We start from the raw sequence: 1,588 nt of genomic DNA, 5'->3' as shown, positions 1-1,588 counted from the left end.
GCGGCTGATGATGCTGGCGCTCAGGCTCGCCAATCCCAACTTCTACCTGCTCGACGAGCCGACCAACCATCTCGACATCGACGGCCAGGAGGCGCTGGAGGCGGAATTGCTCGCCCATCAGGCAAGCTGCGTGCTGGCCTCGCACGACCGTTCCTTCATCAGGGCGATCGGCAACCGCTTCTGGCTGATCGAGAACCGGAGGCTGTCCGAGATCGACAGCCCGGAAGATTTCTTCCGATCGGTGGCAGAAACAGGCGGTTGAAGCTTTGCGGCAAAAAAATTTGACGATCTGTCGGATCGTCGCCGCGCGCCACGTCCTTGGGTTGCCGACACGGTGATGCCGGCGCCAATCGAGGAGAGAGCATCATGTCTATTCTGTCATCCGTAGGTCGCATAGCGACCCGTTACTCAGCGGCTCGCGCCCGTTACCGCAGCGAGCGCGCCATCCTTTCGTTGCCGATCGAACTGCGCAAGGACATCGGCTGGCCGGAAATCGTCGTAGACGCACAGAACAGCCCGCGGATTGGCCGGGCTCCTTGACAAGGACCGGCCGTCGCACGCTCGGCATCAAAAAAACGCATCGGCCATGTAGGATCGCCGCTGCCTCATTCGTCCTGTGGTTCGCAACGCCAAACCAAAGAGGAGCAAGACATGAACGATCAGCCCCAGACCCAGCCTGCCGCGAAAGTCCTTGGCGGATTGACGCCCTATCTTCAGCTGGACGGCGCCTTCAAGGCTTCAGAATTCTATCAAAAAGCCTTCGGCGCCGAGCAGGTCTTCTTCTACCCGCCGGACGAGCAGGGCCGGACGATGCACATCCATCTCCACATCAACGGTTCGACCTTGATGATTTCCGACTTCTATCCCGAGCACGGAATGGCGGCGGTGAAGCCGCAGGGCTTCACCATGCAGCTCCATCTCGGCAGCGACGACATCGACGCCTGGTGGAAGCGGGCCGTCGATGCCGGCTGCACGGTCGGTATGCCGCTGCAGGTGATGTTCTGGGGCGACCGCTGGGGTCAGCTGACTGATCCTTTCGGCGTGGAGTGGGCCATGAACGCGCCGGTGAAGGCAGCGTAGCGCCTTCTTTCCTTCTCCCCTTGTTGAGAGGGAGAAGGAAAAATTCCAACCCAAGGAGAACTACAATGTCTTATGTCGATGGCTTCGTACTCGCCGTACCGAAGGCAAATCTCGACGCCTACAAGCAACTGGCGGAAACGGCCGGTGCCGTCTGGAAGGAGCATGGTGCGCTCGCCTTTGTTGAATGCATAGGCGACGATGTGCCCTATGGCGAGACCACCTCGTTCCCGCGCGCCGTGCAGGCCAAGGATGACGAGGTCGTCGTCTTCTCATGGGTCGTCTATGAATCGCGGCAGAGCCGCGATGCGGTAATGGCCAAGGTGATGGCCGACCCACGCCTGAAATCCGACTGGTCGGCGATGCCGTTCGACGGCAAGCGCATGATCTTCGGCGGCTTTCAGCCCTTCATTGAGCTGTAGGCCCGCATTACGCTAGCCGGTCGAGCAGTGGCTTAAGCCGGTCGCCATAGCGTTTCCACAGATCGACCGAGCTCTGGTACATCGGCTGG

Annotated in this window: 3 protein-coding genes and 1 pseudogene; all 4 read left to right on the top strand. The window is 60.5% G+C overall.

Annotated features, from left to right (window positions below; translation table 11 throughout):
- Window positions 1-262: pseudogene (locus tag E5W87_RS04890) on the top strand (ABC transporter ATP-binding protein); the annotation flags it as partial.
- Window positions 263-366: 104 nt separating this feature from the next.
- Complete coding sequence (locus E5W87_RS04885; RefSeq protein WP_292394554.1) at window positions 367-540, top strand: hypothetical protein; 174 nt, start codon at window positions 367-369, stop codon at window positions 538-540.
- Window positions 541-651: 111 nt separating this feature from the next.
- The gene (locus E5W87_RS04880; RefSeq protein WP_292394552.1) at window positions 652-1,080 is read left to right on the top strand and encodes a glyoxalase/bleomycin resistance/extradiol dioxygenase family protein; all 429 of its coding nucleotides are present in this window, start codon (window positions 652-654) and stop codon (window positions 1,078-1,080) included.
- Window positions 1,081-1,145: 65 nt separating this feature from the next.
- Window positions 1,146-1,499 (top strand): DUF1428 family protein, encoded by a 354-nt coding sequence (locus E5W87_RS04875; RefSeq protein WP_292394550.1) that lies wholly within the window; start codon window positions 1,146-1,148, stop codon window positions 1,497-1,499.
- The last annotated feature ends 89 nt before the right edge of the window (window positions 1,500-1,588 follow it).

It is taken from the genome of Mesorhizobium sp. (genome assembly GCF_004962925.1).
Lineage (GTDB): Bacteria > Pseudomonadota > Alphaproteobacteria > Rhizobiales > Rhizobiaceae > Mesorhizobium.
Note: the sequence above shows the minus strand (reverse complement) of the source record. Positions and strands in the feature narration are given on the sequence as shown.